Origin of the sequence: Actinomadura vinacea (genome assembly GCF_039532545.1) — a bacterium.
GTDB lineage: Bacteria > Actinomycetota > Actinomycetes > Streptosporangiales > Streptosporangiaceae > Spirillospora > Spirillospora vinacea.
Genome location: NZ_BAAARW010000016.1, coordinates 107969 through 133398 on the forward strand (window position 1 = coordinate 107969; position 25430 = coordinate 133398).

Sequence of the window (25430 nt, forward strand, 5' to 3'; positions counted from 1 at the left end):
CCGACGGCAAGAGCGCGTCGTGGTCGTGGTCGTGATCGAGCCCGAGCGACAGACCGTCGGTGTCGACTGAGCAGCCCCGCGCGGTTTGCGGCCACGTCCGGCCCGCCTGATCCTTATCGGCTGGTGGAGCTCATCTGCCGCGTGTGCTCGGTCAGCAGCGAGAAGCCGTGCCGATCGACCGAGGCCGAGGTGGCGGACAGGATGACGGCGCCGGTGCCGTTGTCACGGTCGAGTCCGACCCAGGACCGGAAGCCGCCGGTGCCGCCGTTGTGCCAGGTGATCGGACGCCCTCTGACATCGATGGTGATCCAGCCGGCGCCGATCCGCGCTCCCCTGCCAAACGGGGCGACCGGATCGAGGGCGGGCATGCCGGGAACGGAGCCGTCGAGCAGCGCGGTCACGAGGCGGGCCATGTCCGAGATGGAGGCTCGGATGCCGCCCGCCGGCCCGATCGCCTCTCCGGTCCACGGTTCCCGTCGCCGCCCTCGTCGGCTGCGGCCGACGAGGGCGGTCGGCCGGACCTCGTCGGCCGTCGCGGGCAGGTAGAAGCGGTCGAGTCCCAGTGGACCGGCGATGCGCTCGTGCACGAGATCCGCGTAAGGCATTCCGGCCGCACCGGCGATCGCATGGCCGAGCAGCTCGAACCCGAAATTGGAGTAGCGCGTCCGTGGCCTGCCCACTCGCACGCTTCGGGCTTGGGCGAGGAGCTGCTGGAGGTCGTCACCGTAAGGATTTGTGCCGTGCCGCCATAGGGCGACGGTCCGCCGCAGCGGGTGCGCCGACTTGGGCAGCCTGGGCAGCCCCGACCGATGGGTGCTGAGCGAGGCCAGCGTCACTTCCGCGGCGGGGACATCGCCGAGCGGCAGCAGCTCGCCCAGGGTCGAGTCATGCCTGATCTCCCCCCGGTCCAGCGCGTCGGCGTACAGCAGCCCGGTGACCGCCTTCGAGATCGACCCGACCTCGAAGTCCGCCTCATCGAGGTCAGCGCCCCGGCCGGCCGCCGTCACCCCACGGTAGGAGACCAGGGCGGCGGCCGCCACAGGGTGCCGGGCGCCGAGCAGTTCGCCGATCCTCGTGGCGAGCCCGCCGTCGCCGTACACCGCCGTCACGATCGGCCGCCGAACACCTGACGACCCCGGTACTTCTTGTGGACCGCTTGTTTGGAAACCCCCAAGACGGCGGCGATGTCCACCCATGTCGCACCGGCATTGCGCGCCCGGCGGACGAGCACCGCCTCCGTCCGCTCCATCTCCGCGCGGATCCGGGCCACGGCGTCCAAGCCCACCACCGGGTCCTTGTCCGCTGTCGCGACCACAAGGTCCGTAAGCTCTTCAACGTCCATGAGGTCAACCTAAGTTGACCACCAAGGTCTGGTCAACCTGGGTTGACCAGACCTTGGCGCATGGCCCTGCTGTCCGGCGACCATGCCGCGGCGCAAAGGCTCCACTGAGGACCGCGGCGTGCCAGGACCGGCACGGTCCCCGGCACGCCGCTTCGCTCGTTACTAGACGGTGTCGGTGGTGACCGCCCTCGCATAGTTGGCCGTCCAGTAGTTGCCCTTGTCACCCGGCTTGGCGGAGATCTTCTTCGTCTTGCCCTTGCCGCAGACCTTGAAGGTGTCCTTGTCGTACTTGCCGCTCTTCGACCACCACTCGACCCGCACGCGGGCGCACTTGCCGTCCTTGCGGGTGTCCTTCATCGACCCCGTGGCCTTCTTGGTGGTGATGGTCCCGGAGGACTTGGCGCCCTTCACCTTGTTGTGGTTCCAGGTCGCCTTGACCGCGGCCTTGGACGTGCTGGACTGCGCGGCCGGCTCGGGCACGGCCGTCTCGGCGAGCGCACTGCCCCCGCCCGTGAGGACGGCGAACCCGACGGCGGCCCCCGCCACCGTGAGCGCCGGGATCCTCGCGATCTTCATGGTGAACTCCTCCCCGAGGGAGCTGCTTCCCCCGTTCACGTCTCCCGCCCCGTGCGGGGGACGTGAAGAGATCATCAGCCGCTTCCGCAAGGACCCGACGGACCTTTCACTCCTGCCTGAAACCACGGCCGGATGCGGCCAATCAAGTGCTTGATCATCTAGTGTCGGGAGAAGATCGCGACGGCATGTCAGCGACATACGGGGGTATTTGCTCCATGCTGCGCATTCATTTCACGGGGGAAGACCTGGGCCGCACCCGGCTCGCCACCGGTCCGGAACCGATGTGGGAACTGCTGCTCAGCCTGCACAAACTCACCGACGGCGAAGGGCGGATGATCTACGACGGCTGGCGGCGGCGCGTCCGGGCGGAGCTGCCGCCGTCCACTCGATGGCTCCTCCATCTCGCACCGCCCGTCGGCTACTCGCCCGACTTCCTGACCCCCGCACAGGAGGCGAGCGACCTCGGCACCGGGCTCGACCTGGTCTTAGCGACACCCCGCCGGCTCGTCCGCGGAGACATGGCCACCCTGGCCGCCCAGCAAACACTGCGCGGCCCCAACACCGAACTGGCCGACGGCTCCGCCCGGTCGCTCCACACGCTCGGGCGAGCGCTGCGCGACTATCACTCGCACGCGCTCGACCCTTATTGGGCCCGCATCCGGGCCCGCGTGCACGCCGACCTCACCAACCGCGGCCGGACGTTCCTGCACGCGGGCATCGAGGCCGTCCTCACAGATCTGCACCCAGAGGCCGAGTGGAATTCACCGGTCCTGAAACTGCCCTACGGCAGGGAGCACGACGTCCACCTCGACGGGCGGGGCCTTCGCCTGCTCCCGTCGTTCTTCTGCTGGAAGCAGCCCTTCACCTATTACGACACCGACCTCACACCCGTGCTCGCCTTCCCGATCGAACACGATCTGACCTGGCTGGCCCCGTCCTCCCGGCGCGACCCGAGACGTCCGCTGGCCGCCCTGCTCGGCCGGACGCGCACCACCGTCCTGACCGAACTCAGCGCTCCCGGCGGCTGCACCACCACCGAACTGGCCCGCCGCACCGGAATCTCCCTCGCGTCGGCCAGCCAGCACGCGGGCGTGCTCCGCGACGCCGGTCTCATCAGCACCGTCCGGCACGGCGGCCACGTCGTCCATTCCCTGCGACCGGCGGGCGAGTCCCTGATCAACGCGCCCTCCGGCCAGGAATGCCCACCGGAGGAATGACACCGCCGCAGTGCGCGACAATCCCGATGTGGCAGACATCGCGCCAATGGACCTCGTCGTACTCGCCGACGAGGAGGGGAACAGCGTTCGCATCCGTGTCGTCGGCCCCATGCCGTCTTGGCCGGCGGGACTCGCGGCCGAGATCATCGTCGAGACGCCGTTCGTGAGCGGCCGCACCGATCTGGTCCTGGACGACCGGAAGCTGCGCTCCTGGGCCGAGGCCCTCGACACGCTCGACGCCGGCGAGGACATCGCGTGGATGAGAATGTCCCGCGGCCCTTCCGTCTCCATCCGGCTCACCGGAGAACGGGACTGCCCAGAAGTCGTAGTGGACGACGAAACGCGCTCAATGGTCACGGTGCGAGTGCCCGTGGACCTGCCGGACGACTGGATCACCGACCACCGAGACCGCCTCCGCACACTGCTGGAAGCACGGGAAAGCGCGTAGCGATCACCGGCCGTACTCTCCGTAGACGGCAGTGGAGAAGCGGGCGCCGGTGTCGATGTGCTCCGTACGGTGAAGGTGAACTCGCTGCGATCATGATCAAATGTCGATCAGGCGTTGGAAGATCATGACCGAATGTGCCCAGGCCACGCTGGTCTCCGTTTCGGTCGTCCTGGCGGGTTCCATCGCACTGGCGGTCCTGGCCCCCACGGACGCGCCCGTCCCCCCGCTCCCCGCGGCCGACCGTGAGCGGGCCGCCGAGGTCGCGACCCGCCAGCTGCTCACCCTCAGCACGGCGGACCTCGGCGATCCCGGCGAACGTCAGCGGATCGACACGGCGGTCACCACGGGATATCTCCGTGGCCGGCTGTTCGAGAACGCTCCGCTCTCCCAGCCGCGCGAGAGGTTGTCCGCGGCGAGGGTGTCCACGTTGGTGGTCACGGGCAGCCGCAGGACCGATCAGCCATGGGTAACGCTGATGGCCGTCGTGCGGGGCAGGGCCAAAGGCGTCGATGCCATGCGCCGCTATGACGTGGTCATGATCCTTACCTCACAGGGTTGGCGGATGGGCTCTCTGCACCCGACATCCGGCTCCCAGGTGGTGCTCCTCGAAGCCAGGGCCCTCAGAGGCGAGCCGACCGAGGAATATCGGTTCATCGAAAAGGCCGAAGAGGTCATGGGCGCGGTCATCGGTGCACCTCGGTCGAAAGCCGCAGGACCCGATCTGAGCCGCCTGACGGGTGCTGCCCCGCGGCAGTACGCTCAGATCCTGGCCCGTGAAAAACGGACGTCCGCCCCGGACGGCGATTCCACCCGCCGGCCTGAAATCATCCTGCGCGACGGCACCCTGGTCCGTCAGGGGCGGATGTCCCTCTCGTACAGCAGTTCTGTTCGCCGGTCCGGGATCATCCGGCGTGATGACCGGTCCGCTGAACTGCTGATGTTCGTCAACCTCGGTGACATCACCGGCTCCCCTGGTTCCGCCCTGGCCCTCAGGGTCACGTTCGTCCGGGTGGGCGGTGCGTGGAAGATCAGCGGATTGGCGGACGCCTGACGGCGATCGCCGCGGTGGTCTCGGCCTCTTCTGCTCTGCGCCAGATGGGGCGTCCGCGTTGGCGGATCCGCTCGATGCGGTGGCGGTCACCCGGAAATCCACAGCCACTGGATCGCCTCCCGGTGGATGGCCGGTGCCCGGCACCCGCCCGTAGTCCGTCCGCCGCCCGGTCGACCGCGACGTCTGGACGGTGTCCTGGACCGGCGATGTACGGCGGGGAGGACAGTTCCTCCCCGCCGCGTAAGGTCAGTCAGACCCTTGCTGCTGCTCCGCCTTCTGCTGACGCAGATCGGATCGTGCGCCGCCGATGCTCGACAGCACGATCAAGCCGATGCCCACGAAAGCCGGCCACGGCAGTGTTTGCCCCGCCAGTACTCCGACGAGGGCGGTTAGCGCAGGGATGAGCGGATTGAGCATGGATTCACCAACCGCTCGAACCCCCTTTTTCCATGCGGTGTTTCTGACCAGGCTGATGATCGATCCCACCACCCCTGCCCAGACGCAGATCAGGAAGTTGATCAAGCCCATGTCGACGACTCCCGCCGCCCCGTCTCCGTAATAGAAGAGAAGGACGAAGAAGAACGGCACCATCGGCAGTCTGGACAGAGCCGAGTAGGTGTCGAGATCATCGTCGGGCAGATCAGACCTGAACTTCTGAGTGAGGTGGTAGGACGCCGACCCGGCGACGACCAGGAACAATCCCGTCGGCGATACCGCCCCGGGAGGCGACAGCAGCAGGACACCACACAGTGAGCCCGCCAGCCACCGAAGATCACCCAGGCCGCGTCGTCCCCTCGTCCATTCCGCCACAATTCTGCAGGCAACGGAAATGTGAGAGGTCGCGACAACCATCAGAGCGGTCACGGTTGCCACCTCAAGGACCCTGAATGCCGTGTCACCGGCGATGGAGGTCCCGACGATCACGATCCCTATCGTGACCGCTCGCCACCATAACGCCCAGCTGGCCTTCTCCCGCCACGGTCGCACCCTTATCCAAAGAACCACCGACATGACGATGCCGGTGACGCAACTCGTCGTGAGAGCGTCGACCTCCTTGAGAAACCCTGTTTTGATGGACAGGAAAGTGCCGACCTGCCCCAGCAGCATTGTCAGGATCACCATCAAGATGGGGATCGCGACGCCAGCGGACATCCGGGCCTTTGCCTTGACCCAGATTTCCCGCGGAACTTTGAGAGTCCTGGAGATCGCGCTCCATGGACTTCGTTTTTGAAACCTTCCCTTCAAGGGACTCCCCTTTGATGTGCGGGGCGCACCGAGGAGTCCCGGGAAATATCCCCCGGCTCCTCGATTGCGCCCGGTTACGGACACGACTCGAGAGAGCCGGAGTCAGTTCTGTTTGCGTGTTTGCGTTCTCGCCACAAGTCTGACATGCGGGTCACGCTTCACAGCAGCGGGGTCTCGCCGACCTCGCCGATCAGCGCAGCAGGTGCACGTGGTCAACCTCGATGTCCGAGACGGCGAACTCGAGGAACTCCAAGTGCCGCTGGAGATCGAGACCGATCGGTGCCCGTGGGCCGCCGCGCTGGTCGTAGCGGGTATGCGCCTGAGGCCAGTGGCCCCTGTGTGCCGGGGAACGTAGCGTCGGGCACGCGTAGAGGAGGCACGCGGGCCCGGCGCCCCGCGGTCAGAGGTCCCGCTGGTTCTCGCCGGAGAAGTAGGTGACGCCGCCTGTCCGGATGGGACGGCCTGGCGGCAGCGGGTTCGGGAGCGACTGGGGCAGGGGGACCACCTGCCAGTCCATGTCGACCTCGTCGTCCGGCGTCCGGCGCAGGCCCTGGTTCACGTCCCGTACGGCGGTCGGCTCGCCGGGTATGTGGATCTCCACGGAGAGGTCGTGGTCGGGGGTCGGGTCGAAGTCCGGCGACTCCGGGTCCCAGTAGTCGGGGTCGTCGTCCTCCTCCTGCTCGAAGACGACGTCCCAGGGGAACTCACCGATCCACCCGTCGACGATCCGGCGGACGTCGGCCGCGTCGTCCAGCGGCCACGACCACTCGGCCCGATCACCGCTGTTGTTGACCATCTGGGCGTGGCGGAGCAGGAAGAAGGCGTGGGAATGCCGGCACGGAACGGGTGTCGCCGGGCGTTCCGGCGGGCGATGGCCCAGTTGGGGCAGCCATTCCTCGACGACGTGGTCGGCCGGGTCCAGGCGGAGGGCCGTCAGGAGCGCTTCGACGGCGCCGTCCCGGTCTCCGAGGTGCTCCAGCGTCAGGCCCAGGGTGAAGGCGGCCAGGTTGTCGGACGGGTCGAGTTCGAGGGCGCGCCGGGCGGCCTGGACGACGTCCTCGGCCAGCGAGCGGGCGGTCACCTGGTCATCGTTGAGGGGCAGGGGCGGTTCCTCGTGGTCCCACCATCGCTCGCCGAGATCGTTGCGGACGTACGCCAGCAGTTTCGCGGCGGTCAAGACGGCAAGGCCGGTGGCTGCCGTGGCCTTGTCCGGGCCGTCGCGCAAGGCCTCCTCGTAGCGGGCCCGGATCTCGGTGAACGAGCCTTCGAGGTCGCCCGACTTCCGGTCCTCCGCCTCCCAGGCGTACTTCTTCAGCAGGTCGCCCGTGGTCATGGTCACCACTGCTCGAGGTGCAGGACTTCGTCCAGAGGGACGCGGGGAGCGGGTTTGAAGGTCTCGCCGGTGTAGTACGCGGTCGGGAGCAGCGCGCCCTGGCGGACGTTCTCCGGCAAGTTGAGCACTTCGGCCACCTCGCGCTCGTACGCCAGATGCAGGGTGGTCCACGCGGTGCCGAGCCCGCGCGCCCGCGCCGAGAGGCAGTAGTTCCACGCGGCGGGCAACAGCGATCCCCACAGCCCCGCCTGGTTGCCGTTGGGCAGTTTCCCGCCCTCCAGGCGCAGGCACGGGATCACCAGGACCGGCACCTCGCCCATGTGCTCGGCCAGATGGACGGCGCTGCTGGAGACCCGGCGCTGGGTCTCGGCGCGTTCGGGGTCGTCCTTGAAGAGTTCGCCGGCGGAGGTGATCGACGAGGCGTACACCTCGAACGACCGCCGGTAGTACTCACCGATCTTCGCGCGCGGCTCCGGGTCGGTGACGACGATCCACTCCCAGCCCTGCCAGTTGCTCCCGCTGGGCCCCTGGAGCGCGTTCTCCAGGCATTCCCGCACCAGTTCGAGGGGGACGGGACGGGTGAGGTCGAGGCGCTTGCGGACCGTACGCGTCGTCGTGAGCAGTTCGTCCGGGCCGAGCGGCAGAGTCGTCATCCCCCCATCGTGCCGAGCGGCGATCATCGCGACAACCACCGTGGCGGCCCGTCAGGATTTCGGGGGCCGCTCGCTGAACCACGAAGGGGCCTGGTCCGCCTTCTTCTCGGGGACGGCCGGACGCGGCCCGCGCCGCCGCGCCCGTTTCTCGAGCAGCGCCATGTAGACCATCTCCTCCTCGCCCGGGAACACCGAGACGATCACCAGGAGCGCGACCGCCACCGTGCTGACCCCGATGAGCAGGGGCGTCAGGAAGTCGGCGGCCGTGGCGCCGGACGGCTCGCCCGAGGCCTGCGCGGCCCGCACCCGCATCGCGGCCATGCCCGTGTAGTGCATGCCGGACACCGCCACACCCATGAGCAGCGCCGCGCCGGTGGTGGCGGTGTGGCCGCTGACCCGCATCGTGAACCAGAGCGCCGCGGTGGCCGCCACCACGGCGATCAGCACGGACAGCAGCACGATCAGGGGGTCGTAGGAGATGTCGCCGTGCATGTCCATGGCCATCATGCCCGTGTAGTGCATGCTGGCGATGCCGAGGCCGGTGACGAGGCCGGCCGGGAGCACCACGCTCGCCCGCCCCCCGCCGAACCCGACCAGGAAGACCCCGACGCCGACGACCAGGATCGCGATCAGCGCGCTGAGCAGGGTGAGCGGGACGTCGTAGCGGATCTCCATGCCGGTCACGGTGAATCCGAGCATGGCGATGAAATGCATGACCCAGATTCCGGTGCCGCCGATGGACACCGCCGCCAGTGCCAGCCAGGCGGCCCTGGACCGTCCCTCCGAAGCCCTCGCGCGGGCCGTGCACTGCAGTCCGAGCAGCGACCCGATGAACGACATCAGGTAGGCGATGACCGGCGTGAACCCGCCGTAGGTGAAGTGTTGAACGTGGGTCATGGAACCCGTCCCCCGGAAATCCCCCTGCCAATTCGCGGAAAGGCTACATACGGGCCCATGAGCATTCTGAGACGTGCCGGCTACGCCTGGTGAGGAGATCGTCATCGCGGTAACGCGGGTGTTCTTTGGAACGATAAAAAGCGCCGGAACGCTTGCCGCGGGCGGCACGGTGGCACAGAAACAGCTCCTATGCCACCGCGACCAGCATAAATACGGCTCTTCCCGGTCAATCCGGGCTGGTGCCTACAAAGGACCTGCCGGTGGCCGCTTTTGGCCCCCTCCAAAACCCGCGGAAGCTCAGCGCGAGGGGTCCACTCGCGCGAGCGAGCCGTTCTCCAGCGCCGTCCACAGCGCGCCGTCCGGGCCGAGGGCGATGCCGTGCGGCTCGGATCCGGGCGTCGGCAGGTCGTACTCGGCGATGGAGCCGTCGGGGGCGACGGAGCCGACCCGGTTGCCGCCCCACTCGGTGAACCACGGCGTGCCGGCGGCGTCCACGGTGATGGCGTGCGGACGAGCCGTGCGGTCGGGCAGCGGGAATTCGGTGATCCGGCCGTCGTGGGTGATCCGCCCGATCTGCCCCGCGGCGATCTCGACGAACCACAGGGCGTCACGCCCCGCGGCGATCCCAACTGGAGCGGCGGCCCCGGTCGGCAGCGGGTGGACGGTGACCGCGCCGCCGGCGTCGATCCGGCCGATGGCGTTGGCCTGGTTCAGGGTGAACCACATCCCGCCGTCGGCCCCGGCGGTGATGGCGGACGGGAACGCGCCGTCGACCGGGAGGGGGAACTCGGTGACCCGCCCGTCGGTGGTGATGCGGCCGACGCGGTCCGCGGCGGTCTCGGTGAACCACAGCGCGCCGTCCGGCCCCGGCGCGATCCCGAACGGCCCGCACTCGGGCGTGGGCAACGGGTACTCGGTGACCTGGCCGTCCGTGGTGATCCGGCCGATCCGGTGCGCCCGGTACCCGGTGAACCAGAGCGCGCCGTCCGGCCCGGCGGTGATGATCGTCGGCCCGCGGTCCGGGTCGAGCGGGTGGCTCACCGGTTCGCCGCCGGGCACCAGCCTCCCGATCCGGCTGCTGTGGACGAGCGTGTACCACAGGGCGCCGTCCGGCCCGGTGGTGATCGCGTACGGGCCGCCGTCACGGTCGTCCAGCGCGATTTCCTGGATGGATACGTGCGTCAAGGCGTCCCTTCCTCATTGATCAGGAAATCCGGCCGGGAACGGTCCCAGTCCGGCACGTCCAGCGTGTTGAGCGCCGAGACGATCCGATTCTCCTCGTAGACGAAGTGCGTCTCCATCAGCGCGGCGAGGCTGTCCAGCTCCCGCCGCACCTCGACGGGGTCGCTCTCCCCCTCCACCAGTTCCTGGAGCCGCCGGAGGGAGTCGTCCACCAGGCGGTGGTCGCGGCGCAGTTCGTCCAGCACCGGGCGCAGCTCGGGGAACCGCTCGGCGAGTTCGGGGAACGCGCCGCCGTCCTCGCCGGTGTGGTGCCGGTCCAGGGCGGAGCAGAAGGTCAGGCAGTGGGCCCGCAGTTCGCGGGGCCGCGCACCGGAGTCGAGGTCCTCGCGCAGCGCCGCGAGCTCCTCGCGGAGCCAGATGTGCACTTCGATGAGCTGATGGCCGAACGCCGCCAGGCGTCCATGAGGTGATGCCAAGGCCGTCCCTTGGTCCCGCGCCTCCATGCCCTCGGCGGCCTCATTGCCGGGTGCACCGCGACGCTGGTAGACGTCTACCACCGCCCAAATGATCAGTCAACCGCGAGTGCGGGGAGTCGTGGCGGATGGCCCACGGCTCCGCGCGGTGTTCGGCTCGCCAGGCCGGTTCGCCACTCCGTGAACGCTGCGTGGACGGTGAGCGGCGCGCCGGGATCGGGAGGGCATGCGGCTCTCAAGTAGTGGCTATGGGACGGTCACAGCCCGCTTGGGGTGGCCTTGCCCGGGCAGCCTGTTACGAACGCCGCCGTCGGGCTCATCCCCGATGGCGGCGGGCAAGGCTGAAGGTTGAGGATGGGGGACTCGACATGGCCGCGGCTCAGCAGACCGGAACCGGCACACGTACGGCGCAGCGGCGGGGCGCTCAGAACCGGCGGACGGGCACGACGCGGAAGGCCGCCGCGAAGGAGGAAGGCACCGCCCAGAAGTCGCGCAGGACGGCGACGGTCCCGGTCCCCGTCGTCACCCCGCATGTGACGGTCCACCGGGTTCACCTTCCGGCGCCCCCGCGCCTTCCCGTCAGCGGACGGGAGGTCGCCGACGTGGGCAAGGCCGTGACCGCGTACCTCCCGCCACGCGACAGGATGGTCTACTACGCCGGTCTCGGGGCGCTGGCCGCGTTCGGGGTCGTGGACTGGCCCGTGGCGCTGGCGATCGGTGTGGGGGTCGGCATCGCGCGGCGCGCGGGCCGTGCCCGTGACCAGCGGCCCTGGGCGACCGGTGAGCAGGAACGAGCGAAGAAGTAAGAGCAGGAGCAGCCCCGGCCATCGTGGCGGAAGCGGCCACCAACGGCACACGCGACGGCCCTCGCCCGGGTAACGACCACACCTTTACGGAGATGGCATGCCGTTGCGCCAGTTGCTCGGAGCCGCCGCGCGTCTCGCCAGAGCGCTGCCGGTACCGGACGCCGTCCGCGACGCCGTGGCGGCAGCGGCGGCGCCGCGGGTGCTCCGGGTCTCGACGGGCCGTCTCCACATCAGGGTGCGCGGCCTCCACACCCCCGAGGCGGACCCGATGGCGCGTGCGCTGGAGAAGGAGCTGCTGGAGGTCGACGGCGTGCGCGCCGTCGAGGTGAACAGGGTGCTGGGCGCCCTCGTCGTGACCCACGACGAGGGTGTGGAGACGGCCGGCCTCATCGAAGTCGCCGAGGAGCAGGAGCGGCGGCACGGCCTCGATGGCGCGCCCTTCGCGGCCCCGGTGGCGGGAGACGTCTCGCATCTCATTCGGGAGGGGACGTTCCTCGGAGCGGCCGTGGTCGGATGCGGCGTCGCCGTGGCGGGCAAGGTGGCCCGCACCGTGCCGGCTCCGCCCGCCATTCCCGCCCTCCTGGCGATGGCGGACCTCACCCCCTGGATCCGGGGGGTCGTGGAGTACGGCCTGGGCGTTCCCACGACCGATCTCGTCTTCGGCGGCGGAGGGGTGTTCGCCCAGACGGCGGCGCAGCAGTCGACGGGACTCGCCCTCGAAGTCATCCACCGAGGCTTGCGGATGAGCGAGGTCCAGGCATACAGGGCTTCGTGGGGGCGGTACGAGCGCGGGTTGGAAGGCGGCGAAGAAGCCGGCGCCGCGCACCAGGTCGATCCCCTGGAGAGGCTGCCGCGTCCGGTCCCGCTGCCGCCGGGGCCGGTCGAGCGGCTCCTCCAGTTCACCCCGGTGTCGCTCGCGGCCGCGGCGGGCACCTTCGCCGTCACGCGCAACGCGCGGCAGGCGCAAGGGGTGCTGGTGTCGGGCATACCGCGGGCGGCGCGGCTCGGCCGCGAGGCGTTCACCGCCCAGCTCGGCCGGATCCTCGCCGGTCAGGGCGTGGTCGTGCTGGACGCCCGCGCGATGCGCCGGCTGGACCGCATCGACACGGTGGTCATCGACGCCTCCGCGCTGTGGACCGGCCGGCAGATGATCGACGAGGTCGTGCCCGTGTCCGACGCCGTCCCCGCCGAGGAATGCCACCGACGCGCCCACGAACTGGTCGACCTGGACGACCCCGGGCGGTGGCGTTCGGCCGGCGGCTGGTCGGCGGGCCCGCTGAAGTCCTGGCGGCCCGGCCCGGCGACCCGGCGGAAGGCCGCCGCGGAACCGGCCGCGGATCTTCACAAGCGCGGCGCGACCGTGCTGGCCCTGGTCAGAGACGACGATCTGGTGGCCCTGGTGTCCCTCCTGCCCGAGCCCGATCCCCTCGTCGAGGCGGTGGTGGCGGCGGCGCACAAGGCCGGCCAGGTCGTCGCGGCGGGGACGGGGCGGCGGTTGGATCCGCGGCTGCCGATCGACCGGCGGGTGGCCGGCGGACGACGGCTCCTGGCCTCGGTGCGCCGCCTTCAGCGGGAGGGGCACGGCGTCGCCCTGATCTCGGCGCGCGAAGGAGACGCGCTCGCGCACGCCGACCTGGGCATCGGGCTGCTGCGGTCTCCGGACCGTCCCCCCTGGGGTGCGCACCTGTTGTGCGGGCCCGGTCTGGAAGGCGCGTGGACCGTCGTCGACGCCATGGCGACCGCGCGGGAGACGAGCACGCGCAGCGCGCGGATCGCCGCAGTGGGGCAGGCGGCGGGCGTGATGCTGGCGGCGGCGAGCACGGCGCCCGAGGCGCCCCGCAGAGCCCTCCTGGCCGTGAACACCGCGGCCGTGTTCGCGCTCGTCACCGGGACCTACGTCGGGATCTCCCTGGAACGGCGTCCCCTGCCGGTGCCCGCCGACCGCACGCCGTGGCACGCCTGGCCCGCCCAGGCCGTGCTCGCCCGGCTGGACTCCACGCCGTCCGGAATCGACGAGGAGGAGGCCGCCAGGCGCCGCACCGGCGCGGCCGGCGCCGAGCCGCCCCCCGCCGGCCTGGCGCGGATCACGATGGAGGAGCTGGACAACCCCCTGACGCCGCCGCTGGCCGCCGGGGCGGGCATCTCCGCGGTCGTCGGGTCCATGACGGACGCGGCGCTGATCGGCGCCGTGCTCGGCGTGAACGCGGTCATGTCCGGCGTGCAGCGGATGGGCGCCGACCGGGCGCTGCGGCAGCTCGTCGAGATGAGCACGGTGGGGATCCGGATCCGGCGTCCCGCGGCCGAGGGCGGCGTGGAGAGCCGGGCCACCGCGGACCGGCTCGTCCCGGGCGACGTCATCGCGCTCGCGGCCGGCGACGCCGTGCCCGCCGATGCCCGGCTGCTGTCGGCCGAGGGGCTGGAGGTGGACGAGTCGAGCCTCACCGGCGAGTCGCAGCTCGTCACCAAGATCGCCCAGCCGAGCGTCGCCCGGACGGTGGCGGACCGGCACTCCATGCTCTACCAGGGAACGGTCGTCGCCGCCGGGAACGCGACCGCCGTCGTCGTCGCCACCGGACCGCAGACCGAGATGGGCCGGACCGCCCGGCTGATCCCCGAGGGGCGGCGGCCGGGGGGCGTGGAGGCGCGCCTGCTGGCGCTCACCCAGGTGACGCTGCCCGCCTCGCTCGCGGCCGGGGCGGTCCTCATGGGCGTGGACCTGCTGTCCGGGCGCACGTTCGGGCAGGCGCTCGGCTCGGCGGTCAGCCTCGCCGTCGCGGCCGTGCCGGAGGGGCTGCCGTTCGTCGCGACCGCGGCCGAGCTCGCCACGGCCCGCCGCCTGTCCCGGCACGGCGCGCTCGTGCGCAACCCCTCGACCGTCGAGGCGCTCGGCCGGGTCGACGTGCTGTGCTTCGACAAGACCGGCACCCTGACCGAGGGACGGCTGCGGCTGCGCCAGGTGTCGGACGGGGCGACGGCGGCGTCCGTCGAGGAGCTGACGCCGGAGTTGCGCGAGATCGTCGCCGCCGCGCTGCGGGCCGGCCCGGACAGCGACGGCGGCCGGAACCACGTCCCGCACCCGACCGACCGGGCCGTCGTGCACGCCGCGGCGGAACTCGACATGGACCCGGCGGAGGGACTCCGATCATGGCGACGGGTCGACGAGCTCCCGTTCGAGCCGAGCCGCGGCTACCACGCCGTCCTCGGCCGGCACCCGGGCGGGCAGCACCTCAGCGTGAAGGGCGCGCCGGAGATCGTCCTGGAGCGCTGCGGCACCTGGGCCGGCGGAGCCGGGAACGGGCTCGCGCCGTTCGACCGGACGGCCCGCGGGCTGGTGGAGCAGGAGGTGGAACGGCTCGCCCGCAACGGCTACCGGGTTCTCGCGGTGGCGGAGCGACCCGCGTCCGGGCGGGTGGATCTCGACGAGTCGCGGATCCGGGACCTGCGCTTCCTGGGGCTGCTCGGGATCGCCGACCCGGTGCGCCGGACCGCCGCCGAGGCGGTGGACCGGCTGCGCGGCGCGGGCGTCCAGATCATCATGATCACCGGTGACCATCCGAGTACCGCGGAGGCGATCGCCGCCGAGCTCGGGGTGCTGGACGGGCATGTCATGACCGGCGCGGAGCTCGACGAGAAGGACGCCGCCGAGCTGACCCGGGAGCTGCCCGGCGTCGCGGTGTTCGCCCGGGTGAGCCCCGCCCAGAAGGCGCGCGTCGTGGAGGCCCTGCAGACGGCGGGCCGGGTGGTCGCCGTCACCGGCGACGGCGCCAACGACGCCCCCGCCATCCGGCTGGCCGACGTCGGGATAGCGCTGGGCGAGCGCGCCACACCCGCCGCCCGGGAGACCGCGGACATGGTCGTGACCGACGACCGGATCGAGACCATCACCGACGCCATCGCGGACTGCCGGGCCATGTGGAGATCAACCCGCGACGCGCTCGCCGTCCTGCTCGGCGGCAATCTGGGCGAGATCGCCTTCACCGTCGGCGGCTCGCTGACGAGCGGAGGAAGCCCGCTGAACGTCCGCCAGCTGCTGCTGGTCAACCTGCTCACCGACATGCTGCCCGCGCTGGCGCTCGCCGTCCGCCGGCCCGCGGGGCTGACCCGCGAGGACCTGCTGAGGGAAGGGCCGGAGACCTCTCTGGGGGCCGTGCTGACCCGGGACATCACCACCCGGGCGATCACCACCGCGGGCGCCGCCCAGACCTCGACGCTGCTCGCGCGGCTCGTCTGCACCCGGGCCCAGGCCCTCACGACGGGCCTGGTGGCCCTTGTCGGCACCCAGCTCCTGCAGACGATCGCCGCGGGCGGCCGGAGCCCGCTGGTCCTGGTGTCGGGACTCGTCTCCCTGGCGGCCCTGGTGGCCATCGTCCAGACGCCCGGCCTCAGCCAGTTCTTCGGCTCCCAGCCGCTCCTCCCCCACTGCTGGGTCATCGCGGCCGGCTCCGCCATCGCGTACGCGATCGCCGCGGTGATCGTCACCCGCACCGCGGCTAGATGAGTTTGCGCAGGTCAGATACTGTTCACTTGGTCGCAACGTGCTAGTCGAGACAAGCGGCCCGACCGAATGAGATAAATCGGTCATACCGGAACATCCAGCTTGATCGTCATTAACGATCTCGAGCGACAGTCACGAGAAGGTGTGTTGTGCCCGATTTCCTGTCGACCGTGCTCGCCAAGGCCCTGGTGATGCTGGCCGAGGCCATCGTCATGCGCGTCGCACTGGCGGTACTGCGCCAGCCCCAACCGGCCGCCTGACCACAGAACCAACAGCAGCCACTCCACCCCCATCGTCCTCCTGGCCCTCGTCCGCCAGGAGGGCGCTCACGCTGACGTCGGCCATGCCGCCGCCCCCGCGGGTCAGTCGGAGATCTTGATGCGGAGGCGGCGGAAGCCGCGGCCCTTGTTCTCGACCTTGGCCACGCTGATCCGGCCGATCTGCTTGGTGGACGCGACGTGCGTGCCGCCGTCGGCCTGGGTGTCCAGCCCCACGATGTCGACGATCCGGACGTCCTCCACCTCCGGCGGCACCAGGTTGGTCGCGGTGCGGATGATGTCGGGGATCTCGAACGCCTCCGCGCGCGGCAGCGACTTCACCTGGATCCGCCGGTCCGCCTCGACCTCCTGGTTGCAGGCGTCCTCGACGGCCTGCTTGAAGCCCGGCGGCACCTCACGGAGATCGAAGTCCATGCGCGCCGAAAGCGGTTCCATGTTCCCGCCCGTGACCAGGCAGCCGTAGTCGCGGAAGACCACGCCGCACAGCAGGTGCAGGCCGGAATGGGTGCGCATGAGCGCGCTGCGGCGGTCGTCCTCCACCGCGCAGCGCACGCCCGTCCCGGCGGGCGGGACCGGGTCGCCCTCGACCGGAATCAGTTCCAATTCGTCGCTTTTGCGAACTCCCGCGATCCGGGTTTGGACACCTTGCCACAACAGAACGCCACGGTCCGGTGGCTGACCGCCGCCGCCGGGATAAAATGCCGACCTGTCGAGGATGATCCTTTCGGGCCCCGCGTCCAGGACGATCGCGTCCCAGTCGCGTAGTGACTGGTCGTCCAGTTCCAGACGGGCCGTCCGCCCGTGATGGTGAGTGCCCGTGCTCATGCTCGTCAGCCTAAGGGCCGCGCGGGGGCGCGCTCCCGATCTTGTCCGTACCGACCGCGGATTTCTTACGGAGGGCTTGCAGCGTGCCCCGACTGGTCTGGGCCGCCATGGCGGCGGTGCTGGTGTTGTGTGCGTGCGTGGCCGCGGCCGCCCGGCTGGGCGGCTCGCAGTCCGCCCCGCCGAGCCGGGGCGCCGCGCAGGACGCGCCGCAACGCCGCGCGCCCGTGGTGTTCGTCCTCGGCGACAGCTACACCGTCGGCATCCGCGGGCTCAAGCCCGAGCGCGCGTACGCCGCCGAGACCGCCCGGATCCTCGGCTGGCAGGTCGTGGTGGCGGGGCTGGCCCGTACCGGCTTCGCCGGGACCGGCGGCACCGGGGAGACCTTCTCCTCGCTGTTCACCGATCAGCTCGCCTGGCGGCCGACGCCCGACATGGTGGTGATCTCCGGCGGCCACAACGACGTCCGGATGCCGCCCGGCGTGGTCGCGGAGAAGGCGCGGCGGCTGCTGGACACCGTGCGGGAGCGGTGGCCCCGCACGCAGCTGCTGCTGATGGGCCCGCTCTGGGGCGGCGACCCCGCGCCGAAGGCGCTGGCGGTGCGGGACGTGCTCCGCGGGGTCGCCGCCGCGCGGGGGGTGCCGTTCGTCGACCCGCTGGCCGGCAAGTGGATCACCGGCAAGGTGCGGAAGCGGAACGGCAACGCCGACCGGTTCATCCGCTCCGACGGCACCCACCCGAACCCGGACGGCAACGTCTACATCGCCCAGCGGCTCGCGGCGGACCTGCGGAAGATGAAGCTGGACAAGCCGGTGCTGGGGCGGACGAAGGTGGCCTACACCGCACCGCAACCGTCCCCGCCGTCGCACGCCCCGGCCGGTGACCGGCACGAGCAGGCGATCCCGGGCCGCGGGACGGAGCCCGACGAGGTCGAGCCGCGCCGCAAACGCGCCCCCTAGCGGCGTGTTGTCAGCGTGCGGCCCATGCTTTGGCGAACATCTCGTGCAGCGGTGCGGGCGGCAGCAGGCGGGTGAAGGGTCCTGCCAGTTCCTTCCTGGAGTCGACGATGGCGAGGTGGGGCTCCAGCTTGGCGGATTCCAGCGGTAGTTCCGGCGCCTTGACCTCGGTCCAGCCACCGGGGACGAAGACCGAGCGGCCCGCGCGCGACCGCTTGTCCTGCTGGACGGCACCGAGCCCGACCAGTCCGGCTTGGACGGCCTTGTGCTTGCCGGCGCTCCAGCCGTTCCACTTGCGAATGTTGCGGTCGGTGGGACGGGCCAGGGTGAGCAACTGGAGGTAGAGCGCGGCGGCGTCCCGGTCGGTGCCGAGTTCGCCGGCGACCTCGTCCACCAGGTCGGCGACGCTCAGCAGCGGGTTGGCCTCGTAACCGCCGGGCGGGACGGGCGATGCCGCCGCGCGCTCCACCATCCGCGCCAATCCGCCGTCGTACATCGTCTTCACCAGGCGGATGCTCCGCAGCAGGCCGGGCAGCCCGTGGTCCTCGCACAGCCGGACCGCCTGCTCGAACTTCTCCGGGTCGGCGAGCGCCGAGGGACGCAACATGGCCCGCTCGATGTCGCTGCCGGCGTCCACGAGCAGCAGCCCGTCGTCGTAGACGATCGGATTCGGCGCGCCTTGGTAGGGCGTGACAGGGTGGGTGGCAGGGCCGAACAGGTGCTCCTTGGCCGCCTCGGCGGGGTCGTCGGGGATCCCGGCGGGCGGTATGGCCCGCCGACAGGCAGCCCGTGCGCGGCCTCGGCCGCCCTCGCCCACCCGTACGCGCTGCCCGCGTGCTTGGGGAGGGAAACGCTCAGCCGCTGGCCTACGGTGTCCCAGAACCACGGCAAGTGCTCGGGCGGGACCCGCTCGGCCCGCCGCTTCAAGCCGTCCACGAACCGGCCGGGCTTGTGGAAGGCCCGGGCGATCCCCGTGTCCAGTTCGTTGATGAGGTCCTCTGCGGCCGGCTCCCATTCAGGCGCGTTGGCCCGAACCCAGTCCAGGTAGAGAGTCGACGACGTGGGCTTTGCGGGGGGCATGGCGGACATGCGCGAGAGTATGGCAGCGCCCTACGACGAGGCGGCCCCTAGCGGACGATCACCAGGGGCCGTACGGGCCGGAACTGGAGCCGCCCCCCTGGCCCTTGCCCTTGTTCTTGTACGGCTTGACCGCCGGCTTCACGTCGGCCAGGTAGATCGCGGCGACGATGAACGCGGCGATCGGCAGGAACGACAGCAGGGAGAGGAACCCGACCGCGCCGCCGAGCCCCACCACGTTGGCGACCACCAGCAGGATCAGCCAGAGCTTCTTGGTCTGCTTGTCGGTCGCCGGGAAGGCCCCTTCGGGCACCCTCAGGATGTCGAGAAGGGCCAGGACCTCGAAGACGAACGCGACGATCGCAAGAAACCAGAAGAAGTATCGGAGCCCTTCCACCATCAGTGATCACCCGTTCTCGTCGCAGTGGACCGTGTGCCCACCCTAGTCAACGACGAAGCCCGGCCGGTTGATCCCGGCCGGGCCTCGTGGTCGTGATCGGAGCCGGGAGCCCCGCCCGGGGCCGTTCCCCGGGGCCGGTGCTCCCGCCGCGGCGGGGCGGCTCAGCTCTGGCTCTTCTTCGCGGCCGCGCCCGTCCTCTTCTGCTGCGCGGAACGCGGCTTGGGGGCGGGCCGCTCGGTGATCTCGGCGATCTCCTCGGCCTCGCGGTGCACGACCTTCTTGCCGCGCTCGGCGAGCCCGTCGATGAAATCGACGGTGCGGGTGCCCACGTTGGTCACGTACGCCACCGCGGCGCCCGGGACGTCCTTGACCTCCAGCCGGCCCACGTTCTCGCGCAGCTCGCCGCGGTAGCGGTCGACCGTGTGGCGGACCTGGTCGCGGTACCGGTCGAGGTTCTCGCGGACCTCGCCCTGGTACCTGTTGGCCGACTCGCGCGCCTTGGTGACCTGATCGGGCACCTCGCGGAGCTTCTCCCTGGTCAAGTCGCCGGCGCCTGCGGCGGCGTAGAACGCCTTGCTGTCACGGAAGGTGCTGGTAAGCATCATCCGACCTCTTCCTTTCCTTGCCGGGACTCCTTGCGGACCCCGTTCTTCAGTCCCTGTACTTGGTCGTGCTCGGCGTCGTCGGTCTCGTCCGCGGCGACGCCGGCGGCTTCGCCGTCGGCGTCGTCGTGCTCGGCCAGCACGCCCGCGGCCTCGTTCTCCTTCAGGAACGAGGCGTAGATGTCGAGCAACACCTGCTTCTGCCGTTCGGTCAGGGCCAGGTCGGCCCGTACCGCGGCCTGCAGGTCGGTGTCGGCCTCGCGTTCCTCGAGGATCCCCGCCTGCACGTACAGCACCTCGGCGGAGATCCGCAGCCCCTTGGCGATCTGCTGCAGGATCTCCGCGCTCGGCTTGCGCAGGCCCCGTTCGATCTGGCTCAGATACGGATTGGAGATCCCCGAGACATCGGCGAGCTGGCGCAGCGAGATCTTCGCCCGGGTGCGCTGCTCCCGGATGTACTCCCCGATCGAGCCGACCTTCGAACCCGCCATGTCTTCCACCCTGCGTCATGGTGCTTGCAATTGCAAGCACGGTAGCTAGCACTCGGCCGTGATGATGCTCACATGCCGTGATCACATGATCCCAAAAATGTGACGGCGATAACCAGACGCAGGTGAAAAACCTGGCCAGCGCCCTCCACTCCGCTGGCGCTCCGCTCCAGGCGCCGGTCAGTCGACCTCGCCGGACGGTGCCGTCCAGGTGTTGCAGACCGCGATCCTCTGGTCGCGGTAGCCCTTGACGACCCAGCCCGCATAGTTGCGGCCAGAGCCGTGGTCGCGCTTGTCGACCGGCTGCAGCTCGTCCCCGCGGCCCCGCACATCGGCGAGCAGCGCGTCGTACTGCTGGCGGGTCATCGGCAGCGTCCGCCGCTCGGCCCCCAGGAACGCGCCCGCGAAGCACTGCGCCTGCAACTCGATGCGGCGGCTGGTCTCGTTGCGCGACGCGGGGGCCTGCGCGCGTTCCATCTGTTGCTGCCCGTACCGCAGGATGTCCGCGCGGTCCTGGACGTGGTGGGCGTACTCGTGCGCGACCACCCGCGCGAACACGGCGTAGTTCGACAGCGGCTCACCGCCGGACGTGTCCACGATGTGCTGGAGGCCGACGTACATGGTGTTGTTCGCCGGGCAGTAGAACGCCGAGGCGCCCGGACTGGGGTACGTCCCGCACGGGCTGCGGCCCGGGGCGTCCCAGAAGACCCGCTTCGGCGGGTCGTAGTTCATCCGCACCTTGCCGAACTGGCCCCGCCAGGAGGAGTCCAGGCAGTCGGTGAGCACGTCCATGAAGCGCCGCATCGAGTCCGAGCCCGACTGGATGGCGGGGACGCGGCACTTCACCGGGGTCAGCGCGCCCGTCCCGTACAGCGGGCTCTCCGTGGCGGCCTTCCGGTCGACCGGCGAGCCCGGGCGCGGACCGGATGCGGCCAGGCCGCCGTCGTCGCCACCGAACGCCGCGAAGCCCAGCACCATCCCCACCACCAGCGCGGCCAGTCCGCCCAGGATCCCCGCACCCGCGGCGCCCGCGGCCCGGCGCGGCGGACGGCGGCGCGGCTCGTACCGGTAGACGGTCCCCGCGGCCCGGTCCGGCAGGCCGTGCGGCGCCACGGGAGCCGGTGCCGATGAGGGGGATTGGCCTGCCATAGCGGAAAATCATCGCACAGGTGCCGAACACCACGATCGTCCTCGCGGAACGGCGCCACGGCCCCGGCCGGACCCCCGCGCTCCACCGGCGGTCCACCCGCAGCCGCTACGATTTGCGGCCATGTTGGGTCGCTTGCGGCCAATGGTCGCGTCCCTGGCCATCGCCGCCCCTCTTCCTCTGCTCGTGCCCGCTCCGGCGGCCGCCGCCCTGCCGGGCGAGGCACCCGCGGCCCGGTCGGCCGCGGCTCCGCGCGGCGCCGCGCCGGAGCGGGTGATCAAGGACGAGGTCGCGCTGCGCGTCGGCCCCGGCGGCGTCGCACGCGTCAGGGAGACCATCACCTACGAGTTCGGCGGCGGGCGGTCGCTGGAGCGCACGTTCGTGACCAGGCGGCACGAGAGCGTTACCCAGGACCGGGTGTACCGGATCGGGAACGTCCGGGCCGCCAGCCCCGACGGCGGCCCCACCCGGGTCGCGGTCGCCGAGACCGGCACCCGCACGGCGCTCAAGCTCACCGGGAGCGGCGCCCTGACCGGGCGCCGGACCGTCGTCCTCGACTACGAGGTGCGCGGGCTGGTGGCGCCGATGGGCCCGGTCGAGGAGCTGCGCTGGACGGCGGTCGGCGGCTGGGACGTCCCGGTGAACGAGGCCCGCGTCACCGTGGACGGCGGCGCCATGATCCGCAACGTCAACTGCTTCGCCGGGCCGCTGGACAGCGCCATCGGCTGCACGCAGTTCTACACCAACCACACACACACCCAGGCGGTCTTCAGCCAGCAGCAGATGCTGTCGGGCGAGTACCTCACGGTCGTCGTCGGCCTGCCCTCCGGGGCCACCGGCGGCAGGCCGATCCAGGAGCGCCGGCACACCGTGGCGACCGCGTTCTCGGTGAACGGCGTCACCGGCGCCGCGCTGCTCGGCCTGCTGGCACTGCTGGCCGGCGGGATCGGCGCGCTCTACCTGCTGCGCGGCCGGGACGCCCGGGTGGTCGGCAGGAAGGCCGCGGAGGGCGATCACGCGCCGGTGGCGGGCTCGGAGTTCGAGCCGCCGGACGGGGTGCGGCCGGGCCAGATCGGCACGCTGATCGACGAGCGCGCCGACGTCATCGACGTCACCGCGACCATCGTGGATCTGGCGGTGCGCGGCTACCTGATGATCGAGGAGGAGGACCGCGCGGTCACCGGCCGGCTGGACTGGGCGCTGCGCAAGCTGGACCGGCAGGCGCCCGAGGATCTGCTGAAGTACGAGCGGCTGCTGCTGGAGGCGCTGTTCACCGGTCCGGACGGGGCGCCGCGCGAGTCGGTGAAGCTGTCGGAGCTGGGCGGCACGTTCGCCACCCAGCTGGACCGGGTGCGGTCGGCGATGTACGACGACGTGGTCGAGCAGGGCTGGTTCGCGCGCCGTCCCGACACCGTCCGGTCGCGCTGGACGATCGCCGGGATGGTGCTGACCGCCCTCGGGGTGGCGGGGACGGTGGCGCTGGCGCTGACCACCGATCTGGCGCTGGTCGGCCTGGCAGTGATCATCGCGGGGGCGGCGCTGGCGTACGGCGGGCAGTACATGCCGGCCAAGACCGCCCGCGGCTCGACGGTGCTGGCGCACACGATCGGGTTCCGCGCGTTCCTGGAGCGCGGCGAGCTGCCGGAGGGGGCGGGGGCGCTGACGAGCGACGGGGCCGGGCCGCGGCAGCGGATCGCGCTGTTCTCCCGGTTCCTGCCGTACGCGGTGGTGTTCGGCGCGGTGCCGAAGTGGGCGCAGACGGTCGAGGACGCGGGCGAGCGGGCCGAGGGCGCCGACAACCTGTACTGGTACGAGGGCCCCGCCGAGTGGGACCTGTCGAAGTTCGGCGAGTCGATGCGCACGTTCACGCTGGCCACCTCCGGTTCCATCTCCCAGTCCCGGGGTCTGTGAGCCTGTGACCCCGCCCCAGTAGCGGGACAAAAGGGGCACATCGGTAAGATGTCTGACATCTGACCGATGAGAGGAGTGCGTGGTGGCCCTCAGCCCGGTGCCCGGCGGATCGACCGTCGAGGCCGTCCTCGAACAGTTGCAGGCACAGGTGAGCGGCGGCACCTGGCCGGTCGGCGGGCGCATTCCCGGCGAGCTCGACCTCGCGGCCAGCCTGGGCGTCAGCCGTCCCGCCGTCCGCGAGGCGATCCGCGCGCTCGCGCACGTCGGCGTGCTGGAGGTGCGCCGCGGCGACGGCACGTACGTGCGCAGCAGCGCCGACCCCCGGCCGCTGCTGCGCAAGGTCGCCCGCGCGACGCTGCGGGACGTGTTCGAGGTGCAGCTCGCCTACGACGTCCAGGCCGCCCGGCTGGCCGCGCGCCGCCGCACCCCCGAGGACCTCGACCGGCTGGCCCTGCTGCTCGCCGCGCGCGACGCGGCGACCGACGCCGAGACGTTCGGCGACGCGGACGCCCGCTTCCACCAGGGCGTCGTCGAGGCCGCCGGCAACCCCCTGCTGGTCGAGGCGCACCGCTTCTTCCTGGACCGGCTGCGCGACTCCATGCGGACCATCCGCCTCGACCACGAGGTGCCCGAGGCCGGTCCCGCGGCGCACCGGGCCGTGCTCGACGCCGTCGCCGCCCGCGACCCCGAGGCCGCCGGACGGGCCGCCGCCGCGATCGTGGAACCGGCCCTGGCCGTCCTGGAGGGCCTGGTCGGCGACGAGCGGCAGGAGGACCTGTGAGCGGGCGGCGGACGGCCACGGCACTGCGGATCCTGCTGCTGGTGCTGGTCGCCGTCAACCTCCGCCCGGCGATCGTGGCGGTCGGGCCGCTGCTGACCGAGATCCGGGACGACTTCGACCTGTCCGGGACGGCGGCCGGCGCGCTCACCACCCTCCCGCTGCTGTTCTTCGGCGCGTACGGGCTGGCCGCCCCGTTCCTGCGGCGCGCACCGCGCAGCGAGGCGCTGCTGGTCGCCGGCATGGGCCTGCTGGTGGTCGCGCTGCTGCTGCGGATGCTGGACGCCCCCGCCGCGCTGTTCACCGGGTCGCTGATCGCCGGGATCGCGATCAGCCTCGGCAACATCGCGATCCCGGCGATCATCAAGCGCGATCATCCGGGGTCCATCACGCTGGTGACCTCGATCTACACGGTGGCCATCACGAGCGGCGCCGCGCTGTCGGCGGCCGTGGTGATCCCGATCGAGAACGCGCTGGACAGCTCCTGGCGGGTCCCGCTGACGCTGTTCGCGCTGCCCGCCGCCGTCGCCGGCCTCGTGTGGCTGCCCCGCCTGCTGCGCGCGCCCGCGCCGTCCACACCGGCCGGCACGCCGCCGGGACGGGGTGCGGCGAAGGCGGTGTGGCGCTCCGGGCTGGCCTGGAACGTCACCTTCTTCATGGGCGTCCAGTCGCTGCTGGCGTACGTGACCGCCGGCTGGCTCGCGACGATCCTCCAGGACCGGGGCATGACCGAGGAGACCTCCGGCTACGTCTTCGCGCTGACCAACCTCCTCCAGGCGAGCGGCGCGCTGGCGGTGCCGCTGCTGGCGCGGCGGATGCGCGACCAGCGCCCGCTGGTGCTCATCGCGGTGGCGCTCACCATGGCCGGGTTCTCCGGGATCACCTGGACGCCGGTCGGCGCGTCCTGGCTGTGGGCCTCCGTACTGGGCATCGGCCAGGGGATCGGGTTCGCCACCGCGCTGTCGCTCCTCGGCCTGCGGGCGCACGACGCCCGGGTGGCCGTCCAGCTCTCCGGGATGGCGCAGGGCTGCGGCTACGTGATCGCGGCGCTGGGGCCGCTGGCCGTCGGCGCCCTGCACGACGCCACCGGCGGCTGGAACGCGCCGATCGCCGCGGTGCTCGCCGTCACCGCCGCGCTGGCGATCCCCGGCCTGGCCGCCGGACGGAACCGCGTCATCGCCCCGTCCGCCCCGGCGCCGAAAAGCCCCCAGTTTTCCCCACAGCCAGGGAGATAACCGGTCAACTTCTCGGCA

At 71.3% G+C, this 25430-nt stretch carries 24 protein-coding genes; 9 read left to right on the plus strand and 15 right to left on the minus strand.

The features are described 5' to 3' along the window. Window positions 1-113: 113 nt before the first annotated feature. The 3 genes from ABD340_RS21825 to ABD340_RS21835 form a co-directional block, all read right to left on the minus strand. The gene (locus ABD340_RS21825; protein WP_344591146.1) at window positions 114-1109 is read right to left on the minus strand and encodes a serine hydrolase domain-containing protein; all 996 of its coding nucleotides are present in this window, start codon (window positions 1107-1109) and stop codon (window positions 114-116) included. Continuing rightward, a complete protein-coding gene (locus ABD340_RS21830) occupies window positions 1106-1342 on the minus strand; it encodes a hypothetical protein (protein ID WP_344591147.1) in 237 nt (78 codons plus the stop codon). Before ABD340_RS21830 ends, ABD340_RS21825 begins: the two co-directional genes overlap by 4 nt. 162 nt (window positions 1343-1504) lie before the next feature. Further along, window positions 1505-1918 (minus strand): hypothetical protein, encoded by a 414-nt coding sequence (locus ABD340_RS21835; protein WP_344591149.1) that lies wholly within the window; start codon window positions 1916-1918, stop codon window positions 1505-1507. 215 nt (window positions 1919-2133) lie between these two features. On the opposite strand from ABD340_RS21835, the gene ABD340_RS21840 reads away from it, so the two are divergent. The 3 genes from ABD340_RS21840 to ABD340_RS21850 all read left to right on the plus strand — a co-directional run bounded on the left by ABD340_RS21840 (window position 2134) and on the right by ABD340_RS21850 (window position 4634). Continuing rightward, a complete protein-coding gene (locus ABD340_RS21840; protein WP_344591150.1) occupies window positions 2134-3135 on the plus strand; it encodes an ArsR/SmtB family transcription factor in 1002 nt (333 codons plus the stop codon). 28 nt (window positions 3136-3163) lie between these two features. Then, window positions 3164-3583, plus strand: coding sequence for a DUF5959 family protein (locus tag ABD340_RS21845; protein WP_344591152.1), 420 nt, complete (start codon window positions 3164-3166; stop codon window positions 3581-3583). A gap of 100 nt (window positions 3584-3683) precedes the next feature. Continuing rightward, window positions 3684-4634: a hypothetical protein gene (locus ABD340_RS21850; protein WP_344591153.1), complete on the plus strand. Its 951-nt coding sequence runs from the start codon at window positions 3684-3686 to the stop codon at window positions 4632-4634. A gap of 246 nt (window positions 4635-4880) precedes the next feature. On the opposite strand, the gene ABD340_RS21855 is transcribed toward ABD340_RS21850, so the two are convergent. The 6 genes from ABD340_RS21855 to ABD340_RS21880 all read right to left on the minus strand — a co-directional run bounded on the left by ABD340_RS21855 (window position 4881) and on the right by ABD340_RS21880 (window position 10501). Continuing rightward, on the minus strand, window positions 4881-5786 hold the full coding sequence (locus tag ABD340_RS21855) for a DMT family transporter (protein WP_344591155.1): 906 nt from the start codon (window positions 5784-5786) through the stop codon (window positions 4881-4883). Between the two features lie 493 nt (window positions 5787-6279). Further along, entirely contained in the window at window positions 6280-7212 is a 933-nt protein-coding gene (locus tag ABD340_RS21860; protein WP_344591157.1) for a tetratricopeptide repeat protein, read from the minus strand. Between the two features lie 2 nt (window positions 7213-7214). Beyond that, the gene (locus ABD340_RS21865; RefSeq protein ID WP_344591159.1) at window positions 7215-7865 is read right to left on the minus strand and encodes a nitroreductase family protein; all 651 of its coding nucleotides are present in this window, start codon (window positions 7863-7865) and stop codon (window positions 7215-7217) included. A 51-nt stretch (window positions 7866-7916) separates the two neighbouring features. Continuing rightward, window positions 7917-8762 (minus strand): MHYT domain-containing protein, encoded by an 846-nt coding sequence (locus ABD340_RS21870; protein WP_344591160.1) that lies wholly within the window; start codon window positions 8760-8762, stop codon window positions 7917-7919. 297 nt (window positions 8763-9059) lie between these two features. Further along, window positions 9060-9947: a Vgb family protein gene (locus tag ABD340_RS21875; RefSeq protein ID WP_344591162.1), complete on the minus strand. Its 888-nt coding sequence runs from the start codon at window positions 9945-9947 to the stop codon at window positions 9060-9062. Next, the gene (locus ABD340_RS21880; RefSeq protein ID WP_344591164.1) at window positions 9944-10501 is read right to left on the minus strand and encodes a hemerythrin domain-containing protein; all 558 of its coding nucleotides are present in this window, start codon (window positions 10499-10501) and stop codon (window positions 9944-9946) included. The genes ABD340_RS21875 and ABD340_RS21880 overlap by 4 nt, the downstream gene beginning before the upstream one ends. Before the next feature lie 284 nt (window positions 10502-10785). On the opposite strand from ABD340_RS21880, the gene ABD340_RS21885 reads away from it, so the two are divergent. Continuing rightward, window positions 10786-11223, plus strand: a complete 438-nt coding sequence (locus ABD340_RS21885) for a hypothetical protein (protein ID WP_344591166.1) — start codon at window positions 10786-10788, stop codon at window positions 11221-11223. A 97-nt stretch (window positions 11224-11320) separates the two neighbouring features. Then, the gene (locus ABD340_RS21890) at window positions 11321-15721 is read left to right on the plus strand and encodes a cation-translocating P-type ATPase (protein WP_344591168.1); all 4401 of its coding nucleotides are present in this window, start codon (window positions 11321-11323) and stop codon (window positions 15719-15721) included. 359 nt (window positions 15722-16080) lie between these two features. Here ABD340_RS21890 and ABD340_RS21895 read toward each other — a convergent pair whose 3' ends face one another. After that, window positions 16081-16821 (minus strand): alanyl-tRNA editing protein, encoded by a 741-nt coding sequence (locus ABD340_RS21895; protein WP_344591169.1) that lies wholly within the window; start codon window positions 16819-16821, stop codon window positions 16081-16083. Window positions 16822-16904: 83 nt separating this feature from the next. On the opposite strand from ABD340_RS21895, the gene ABD340_RS21900 reads away from it, so the two are divergent. Then, complete coding sequence (locus tag ABD340_RS21900) at window positions 16905-17777, plus strand: SGNH/GDSL hydrolase family protein (RefSeq protein WP_344591170.1); 873 nt, start codon at window positions 16905-16907, stop codon at window positions 17775-17777. 10 nt (window positions 17778-17787) lie between these two features. On the opposite strand, the gene ABD340_RS21905 is transcribed toward ABD340_RS21900, so the two are convergent. From ABD340_RS21905 to ABD340_RS21925, 5 genes are all read right to left on the minus strand, one after another. Then, window positions 17788-18591 (minus strand): hypothetical protein, encoded by an 804-nt coding sequence (locus tag ABD340_RS21905; protein ID WP_344591171.1) that lies wholly within the window; start codon window positions 18589-18591, stop codon window positions 17788-17790. Window positions 18592-18912: 321 nt separating this feature from the next. Then, on the minus strand, window positions 18913-19251 hold the full coding sequence (locus ABD340_RS21910) for a DUF2516 family protein (RefSeq protein ID WP_344591173.1): 339 nt from the start codon (window positions 19249-19251) through the stop codon (window positions 18913-18915). 161 nt (window positions 19252-19412) lie between these two features. Continuing rightward, on the minus strand, window positions 19413-19856 hold the full coding sequence (locus ABD340_RS21915; protein WP_344591175.1) for a hypothetical protein: 444 nt from the start codon (window positions 19854-19856) through the stop codon (window positions 19413-19415). Next, a complete protein-coding gene (locus ABD340_RS21920; RefSeq protein ID WP_344591177.1) occupies window positions 19853-20344 on the minus strand; it encodes a helix-turn-helix domain-containing protein in 492 nt (163 codons plus the stop codon). The genes ABD340_RS21915 and ABD340_RS21920 overlap by 4 nt, the downstream gene beginning before the upstream one ends. Window positions 20345-20521: 177 nt before the next feature. Further along, the gene (locus tag ABD340_RS21925; RefSeq protein ID WP_344591179.1) at window positions 20522-21490 is read right to left on the minus strand and encodes a neutral zinc metallopeptidase; all 969 of its coding nucleotides are present in this window, start codon (window positions 21488-21490) and stop codon (window positions 20522-20524) included. Window positions 21491-21611: 121 nt separating this feature from the next. Between ABD340_RS21925 and ABD340_RS21930 the strand changes: the two genes are divergently transcribed. The 3 genes from ABD340_RS21930 to ABD340_RS21940 all read left to right on the plus strand — a co-directional run bounded on the left by ABD340_RS21930 (window position 21612) and on the right by ABD340_RS21940 (window position 25412). Further along, window positions 21612-23399, plus strand: a complete 1788-nt coding sequence (locus ABD340_RS21930; protein WP_344591180.1) for a DUF2207 domain-containing protein — start codon at window positions 21612-21614, stop codon at window positions 23397-23399. Window positions 23400-23481: 82 nt separating this feature from the next. Then, window positions 23482-24180, plus strand: coding sequence for a FadR/GntR family transcriptional regulator (locus ABD340_RS21935; protein ID WP_344591181.1), 699 nt, complete (start codon window positions 23482-23484; stop codon window positions 24178-24180). Then, complete coding sequence (locus ABD340_RS21940; RefSeq protein WP_344591182.1) at window positions 24177-25412, plus strand: CynX/NimT family MFS transporter; 1236 nt, start codon at window positions 24177-24179, stop codon at window positions 25410-25412. The genes ABD340_RS21935 and ABD340_RS21940 overlap by 4 nt, the downstream gene beginning before the upstream one ends. Window positions 25413-25430: the final 18 nt, after the last annotated feature.

Bases quoted from the DNA above. Each gene is read 5' to 3' on its own strand.
- ABD340_RS21830 (WP_344591147.1), bottom strand. From the start codon at position 1,342: ATGGACGTTGAAGAGCTTACGGACCTTGTGGTCGCGACAGCGGACAAG.
- ABD340_RS21835 (WP_344591149.1), bottom strand. From the start codon at position 1,918: ATGAAGATCGCGAGGATCCCGGCGCTCACGGTGGCGGGGGCCGCCGTC.
- ABD340_RS21840 (WP_344591150.1), top strand. From the start codon at position 2,134: ATGCTGCGCATTCATTTCACGGGGGAAGACCTGGGCCGCACCCGGCTC.
- ABD340_RS21850 (WP_344591153.1), top strand. From the start codon at position 3,684: ATGTCGATCAGGCGTTGGAAGATCATGACCGAATGTGCCCAGGCCACG.
- ABD340_RS21855 (WP_344591155.1), bottom strand. From the start codon at position 5,786: ATGTCCGCTGGCGTCGCGATCCCCATCTTGATGGTGATCCTGACAATG.
- ABD340_RS21860 (WP_344591157.1), bottom strand. From the start codon at position 7,212: ATGACCACGGGCGACCTGCTGAAGAAGTACGCCTGGGAGGCGGAGGAC.
- ABD340_RS21865 (WP_344591159.1), bottom strand. From the start codon at position 7,865: ATGACGACTCTGCCGCTCGGCCCGGACGAACTGCTCACGACGACGCGT.
- ABD340_RS21870 (WP_344591160.1), bottom strand. From the start codon at position 8,762: ATGACCCACGTTCAACACTTCACCTACGGCGGGTTCACGCCGGTCATC.
- ABD340_RS21885 (WP_344591166.1), top strand. From the start codon at position 10,786: ATGGCCGCGGCTCAGCAGACCGGAACCGGCACACGTACGGCGCAGCGG.
- ABD340_RS21890 (WP_344591168.1), top strand. From the start codon at position 11,321: ATGCCGTTGCGCCAGTTGCTCGGAGCCGCCGCGCGTCTCGCCAGAGCG.
- ABD340_RS21895 (WP_344591169.1), bottom strand. From the start codon at position 16,821: ATGAGCACGGGCACTCACCATCACGGGCGGACGGCCCGTCTGGAACTG.
- ABD340_RS21910 (WP_344591173.1), bottom strand. From the start codon at position 19,251: ATGGTGGAAGGGCTCCGATACTTCTTCTGGTTTCTTGCGATCGTCGCG.
- ABD340_RS21915 (WP_344591175.1), bottom strand. From the start codon at position 19,856: ATGATGCTTACCAGCACCTTCCGTGACAGCAAGGCGTTCTACGCCGCC.
- ABD340_RS21920 (WP_344591177.1), bottom strand. From the start codon at position 20,344: ATGGCGGGTTCGAAGGTCGGCTCGATCGGGGAGTACATCCGGGAGCAG.
- ABD340_RS21925 (WP_344591179.1), bottom strand. From the start codon at position 21,490: ATGGCAGGCCAATCCCCCTCATCGGCACCGGCTCCCGTGGCGCCGCAC.
- ABD340_RS21930 (WP_344591180.1), top strand. From the start codon at position 21,612: ATGTTGGGTCGCTTGCGGCCAATGGTCGCGTCCCTGGCCATCGCCGCC.